7 protein-coding genes are annotated in these 5,967 nt (G+C 57.8%); 2 read left to right on the top strand and 5 right to left on the bottom strand.

The genetic code is table 11. From position 1 onward, the window contains the following. Both B4F73_RS08050 and B4F73_RS08045 read left to right on the top strand, forming a co-directional pair. Positions 1-207: GTP cyclohydrolase I (locus B4F73_RS08050; protein ID WP_290482965.1), on the top strand; the 207-nt coding region annotated here is incomplete at its 5' end. 135 nt (positions 208-342) lie between these two features. Continuing rightward, positions 343-663: a hypothetical protein gene (locus B4F73_RS08045; protein WP_206991504.1), complete on the top strand. Its 321-nt coding sequence runs from the start codon at positions 343-345 to the stop codon at positions 661-663. A 68-nt stretch (positions 664-731) separates the two neighbouring features. On the opposite strand, the gene B4F73_RS08040 is transcribed toward B4F73_RS08045, so the two are convergent. The 5 genes from B4F73_RS08040 to B4F73_RS08020 all read right to left on the bottom strand — a co-directional run. Further along, entirely contained in the window at positions 732-1,502 is a 771-nt protein-coding gene (locus B4F73_RS08040) for an alpha/beta hydrolase (protein ID WP_290482964.1), read from the bottom strand. 29 nt (positions 1,503-1,531) lie between these two features. Next, on the bottom strand, positions 1,532-2,041 hold the full coding sequence (locus tag B4F73_RS08035; RefSeq protein ID WP_206993284.1) for an RNA pyrophosphohydrolase: 510 nt from the start codon (positions 2,039-2,041) through the stop codon (positions 1,532-1,534). Between the two features lie 2 nt (positions 2,042-2,043). Continuing rightward, positions 2,044-3,342: a divergent polysaccharide deacetylase family protein gene (locus B4F73_RS08030; RefSeq protein WP_290482963.1), complete on the bottom strand. Its 1,299-nt coding sequence runs from the start codon at positions 3,340-3,342 to the stop codon at positions 2,044-2,046. 83 nt (positions 3,343-3,425) lie between these two features. Continuing rightward, entirely contained in the window at positions 3,426-4,748 is a 1,323-nt protein-coding gene (locus tag B4F73_RS08025) for a S41 family peptidase (protein ID WP_290482962.1), read from the bottom strand. A gap of 28 nt (positions 4,749-4,776) precedes the next feature. Continuing rightward, positions 4,777-5,967 (bottom strand): murein hydrolase activator EnvC family protein (locus B4F73_RS08020; protein ID WP_290482961.1); only part of this gene is annotated, 1,191 nt, incomplete at its 5' end.

The following is a 5,967-nucleotide window of genomic DNA, read 5'->3' as shown; positions in this document are numbered from 1 at the left end:
ACCATGACCGCGCAAATCTGTGATGCGATTACCGACAGCCTTGCCCCGATGGGCACGGCGGTCCTGATCGACGCCGTACATGAATGCATGTCGACACGGGGCGTCCACCACAAGGATGTCAGCACGATCACGACGCAGTTCACAGGCGTGTTCAAATCGGACGCCGATTTGCGCAACCGCTTCCTGCGCATGGCCGGCAAGGGCTGAGCCGACTTTCTCTCAGAATTGATCAACCCCGGCCCTCAATGCCGGGGTTTTTTATGGACTCCGTCCCCAGCATTGATAGCCTCGAAACCGAGGTAGAGTGCAAAAGAACAAACCTGAAAGACGGAGGAGACTTCCATGAAACTCTTTTTAGCGGCGAGTGCGGCAATTACGCTGTTCGCTCTGCCTGCAATGGCACAATCCACCACGGTCGAATTCGCAAGCAGCGATGGCACGACCGCGCTTGTTGTATTCTATGAAAACGGCACGGCCTCCATGGATGGAGGCGATCCCATTCCGTACACGATGGATGAAGAATCCAAGACAATCTGTGGCCAGACACCCGAAGGTGATATTTGTGCAACCTTCGACGAACTGGGCGAAGATGTCGGCTTCTCGACTGGCTTTACAAACACTGCGGGCCAATCCGGCACGGCAACAATCACAGCCGCCGACTGATCGGCTGGAAGGACTAAACGGGTTTAGAGGCATTCGCCAATCGGCGGGTGCCTCTTTTCATGACCGCCTCAAGCAGCAGGTCTCGTCTTTGCAAGCCAGGTAACAATGTCCGAAACCACCTTGTCAGTACCCGGCTCATCCACGATCCAATGGGCATTGTTCGGATATTCCAGAAAGTCACCCGCTACTGGGCTTTTTGCGTATTTTTGCCCCACCTTGCGGACGGCCTTGGCAGGCGTCGCACGGTCTGCACCAGCAGCGATCGTCAGTGTTGGAATTGTAAACAAGGTCTCGTCGATCTCGATTCCATCTGCGATGTCGCCGTAAACCTTCCCGGAGTCGTACAGCGCATCAGCGTAGATCTCTGCATGACGACGCGACGGCACCTTGTTGAGCACGCCATAACGAAATCCTGACTCCCAAACTTTGTAAGCTTTCGAACGATTCCGGCTGATAAGGATGTTGAGAAATGTATAGGCGACCGACAGGGTCACCGCGCTGCAATCCTTGGGCTGAGCCGGCGTCAGGAAGACCGCCTGACTCACGAGCCCCTGCTCGACCAGGCATTGGGCAATCAAGCCCCCCATCGAATGGCCAATCACGGCAGGCGGGCTGCCAGTTTCACTCTCAATCCGGCGAACCGTATCCGCCATGGATTTCACATAGTCATCCAGGCCGAGATCAGACAGCGAAGCTGGAGGAGAGTCAGGCACCCGCTGGTCCGGAAACAGTGTTGGAGCGTCGCAGTTCCAGCCTGCCGCCTCGAACCCCACGCGCATCCGATCCCAGACCTCACCGCCACACCCGATCCCATGGATCATCAGCAAGGATTTTGTCATCGGTTTACGCCTCTATTGCTTGGAGGGTTTCAACCCTGAACTTCCTTGTGGCCGGGGACCGGTTCGGCCCAACTGGTGAACCGCTGGGAAACTTCAGAATACACCATGCGCTTGAACGGTACGACCAGCGAAGGAACTTCCTCGAGCCGCGCCCAACGCCAAGCATCGAATTCCGGCGTATGCCGGTCGAGGCGAACATCGCTATCGGCCCCCTTGAACCGGAAAGCGAACCATTTCTGCCGCTGACCAATATAAGGCCCGGGCAAACGCTTCTTCAAATCAGGTGGGAAATCGTAGAACAACCAGTCCGACGTCTCCTCGAGAACATCCACCAGTTTTTCCGGTACGCCGACTTCTTCTTCGAGTTCGCGGAGTGCGCCGACCAAGGGCGTCTCGCCCTTGTCGATCCCACCTTGCGGCATCTGCCATTGGAACGCTCCCCGGCCATTGATGCGCCGCCCAATAAAAACATAACCTGCTTTTGAAAACAGGGCGAGACCGACATTGGGTCTGTAGAGGTCGGGATCGGGCGCGTGTATCGTCACCCTTCCGGGTTTACCGGAGCCTGAGACAAGCTTCCAGTCTGGACGCGCTTCGGTTGGGAAGTTTTTGCAGACACCGAAATCAGGGCAGACGCCGGTGCCAGAACGACCCCACGTTTCTGCATGTCCTTCGTCCAGTCCTTGGCGATCTCGATTGTCAGCGGGAAGGCATACCCAGTTCCCATGGACGCGCCGTTTTCCTTCGCGAGCGTTTCGAGGCCCAGCAACTCGGTCCGGATGTCATCTGCGGTCAGCTTTGCGTCAATTGTGGCTGCGGCGCGTGCAAATTTCATTTGTGTGCGTCCGGCGGCGCGGTCGAAGGCGCCGGTCTGGAAGCTGCCATCCTCGACGAGGGCGATGCCGCGATCATGCAGGGCTTGAAGGACGGGGCCGACAGCGCCGGGATCTTCGGCGAATTTGGCACCCTGATAATTGATGATCCCAAAATATCCGCTTGCCCGGCTGAGCAGCTTTTCGAGACGCGGCAAATTGCGTTCACCGGTGTCGCCGGCCAACAGGGTTTGCGGATGCATCTTCATGCGACCATACTCGAAGGATTCCATTGGCACTTCGATCAGGACTTCGTGTCCTTTTTCGCGCGCCTTGTTGACCCAGTACTGTAGATTGCCCGCGTCTGGCGCGAAGGACAGGGTCACTTCAGGCGGCAACTCTTCGATTGCTGCCTTGGTATGGGTCGCATTGATGCCAAGTCCGCCAATGACGACCGCCACGATCGGCTGGTTGCCGGGATTGGCAAAGGGGCGAGCATACACATCGGACGGTGCCTGGCCGTCAGCAGAAATGCGCGGCAGAGACAGTCCGTTGATCCGCTCCGTCAGGCCCGGAACAGGCGCTGTATCGAGCGACGCTACACGCGTGACCTCGCCATAGGACTCGCCGGGACGCACCAGCTTTCCATTGATCCGAATGCCCTCACCTGAGGACTCTTCATCCCCCTGCCCGGTCGGGACTTCCGACGGACGGGGGGATGAAGCCTCAGCATATTCCACGCCCAGGCTTGGCTGATCAGAAACCGCATCATCTTGTGCCAAAACAACACGCGCGCCCAAATCCTGGGGCGTCTCCGCCTTCAGCCGGGATTTGAGTGCGGCGGTAGACCCTTGGCTGGTCTCAAACAAGGCCAGCACTTCGCTCGGTCCGGAATCTGCGGGATTGCCGGAATAATGGATCGCGGCACCAAGACTGGCACCCACTCCACCAAATACAAGCAGGCTCATAGCAGCATGGGTCAGACCCGTGCGCAAAGGAGATGGGTCGGCATCCCTGCGGCTAGCCATCGATGGACCTCGTCAAACCAGTTTAAAAGAATTCTGAACAATCAGAATTGCATCCAACTGGTTAACAGGTTGCAAACATCCGGTTAACCTGCGCGCCTCATTGCACTGGCCGTGACAGTGCCTTCCTTGAGCATTTCAATCGCTCTCTTGAGCTGAAAATCCTCACCATCCCAATCTTCAGGCGGCTGCTCATCAGGCAAGGAAACATCTTTGCGCGCTTCACCGTCTTCATTGGCCAATGCGTGCGGCAGGTCGGCCTCGGACCAGCGATTGATCTGGGCAAGCTCTTCTTCAGACAGGCGTGCCTGGGTGATCTCGATGTCCGGGTCGATGCCGAGCGCCTGAATGGAGCGACCCGCTGGCGTGTAATAGCGCGCCGTCGTCAGGCGGACTGCGCCGCGATCTGCGCCAAGTGGAATGACGGTTTGCACCGACCCCTTGCCAAAGCTGGTCGTACCCAAAACGGTGGCCCGATGCCGATCCTGCAAAGCGCCAGCGACAATCTCGGAAGCCGAGGCTGAGCCGCCATTGATCAGCACGATCATCGGGACGCCCTTAAAGACTTCCCCGGAACGGGCGTTATAGCGCTCCATGTCGGAAATGCGTCGGCCCTGCGTCGACACAACCTCACCGCCAGAGAGAAACATGTCGGAGACCGAAACAGCCTGATCCAGCAGACCGCCGCCATTGTTGCGCAAGTCCACAATCAAGCCGCGTGGACGCGAGCCGGTTTCTTTAGCGATGCCTTCGACTGCCTCTTCAAGCAGCAGAGTCGTGCGCTCGTTGAAGGTTGAAATACGGATATATCCAATATCGCTTTCCTGCATTTTCCAGGTAACGGATTTCTGCTGAATTACTTCCCGGGTCAAAGTGACGTCAAAGGGATCCTCGCCTTCGCGCAGGATCGTGACATCGATATCGGTGCCCTTTTCGCCGCGCATTTCCTTGACGGCTTCGTTCAGTGTCTGGCCGATGATCGGCTTCCCATTGATGGATGTGATCAGGTCACCCGGCTGGATACCTGCACGGCTCGCAGGTGTATCATCCATCGGAGAGATGACTTTGACGAAACCATCTTCCATTGTGACTTCAATCCCGAGACCACCATATTCTCCGCTGGTCTGAACCTGCATCGAACGAAAATCATCCGGATCGAGATAGCTCGAATGCGGGTCGAGTGAGGTAAGCATGCCGTTGATGGCGGCTTTCATGGCGGCCTTTTCGTCGACTTCCGTTACATAATCCTGGCGGGCGCGGGCGAGGATTTCTGCGAACAGGTCCAACTGCTGGTAGGTGACCATGCGCGGATCTTCAGCCCGGTCCTCAGGAGAGGCGAAGGCGGAAAATCCGACAGCCGCGCCACCCAGAACGACACCAAGGGCAGCCCCTGTCAGTAGTGAACGCATATTCCAGTCCTCCATAATCCTTTTGACCTTAGCTCCGGCCTGGCAGCCAGTCTGCCGGATTCATAACCTTGTCGCCAAGCCTTAATTCCATATTCAGCTCGGGAACCGGCTCGGCTCGATCAGGCATGCGTCCAACAGGCTCGCCCACAGAAACGCCTTGGCCTTCAGTGACATAGATCCGGCTCATGCCTGTAAGAATAACATGGTAACCGTCACTCGTCCGCAAAATTAACATTGATCCATACGTTCGAAATGGCCGCGCATACTCAACCGTACCGCCAACCGGTGCGACCACTTGGGCATTGGCCCGCGTGGCAAAGGCGACCCATTCCGACTTGCCACCAGTGGGCAACTTTTCGCCAAAGGCCCGCGCAAGCGAACCTGCAACGGGGGGCTTCAGCGCCCCGATGACAGCACGCCCCAGTGGTCGCGAAGCTGGTGTACGCGCAACAGCGGACGTGGCTGACGGTTTCGACGAAGGCGAATTGGACACAAGGCGCGGTCTGAGGTCCGGTTTGGCGCCGGGCGCAGACGGCGCCTGAGCCTCGAGCGATGCCAGCAATGATCTCAAATCTTCTTCCCTGGCACCAATCTCTGCCGCGTGTGCCTTCAACAACGCGATATCGCCGGACAAATCCTCGAAATTCCCACGCTTGGCAGCGGCGAGCCGCTCAATCTCGACCTGTTTCAAAGCTAGTGTCGCTTCGGCAGCGTCGAGTTTGGCTTTTTCGCCGCGGATACGGCGCTCAAGCTCGTTCAGCGTATCGATTTCCCGCGACAATTCTTCCGATTCCGTCGCAAGGCGCGGAGTTGTCTCGCTCATCAGGATGGCCCGGCGCACAGCCGTGTTCGCTTTGCTCGGGGACACGATCAAGGCAGGCGGCTTCCGGCGATTGGATGCGGCAAGCGCTGCAAGCAGGTCTTCCAGAGCCTGGCGGTTCTCGAGCAGGCTCATCTGCGCCGATACTCGACGCGCACCAAGATCGATCAGGGATTTCTCGGCGTTCGAAGCCTGTTCTTCACGGCGCTGGGACTCCATAGCCGCCGAAATCAACTGGCTGTCGATATTCTTTATGTCGCTCAGCGTATTTTCACCGGCGGCCTGCAGCGCTTCAAGCTTTTGCTCGGCGGCCTGCCGCTCAGCTTCGAGTGCCTGCAACTCTTCCCGCGAAAACGTATCCGGCGCTGCCGCCGTCAAGACAAACGCCGCAATCGATAC

The organism is Hyphomonas sp. UBA3601 (assembly GCF_002375605.1).
Classification (GTDB): Bacteria; Pseudomonadota; Alphaproteobacteria; order Caulobacterales; family Hyphomonadaceae; genus Hyphomonas.
This window is presented reverse-complemented; position numbering and strand designations above follow the sequence as displayed.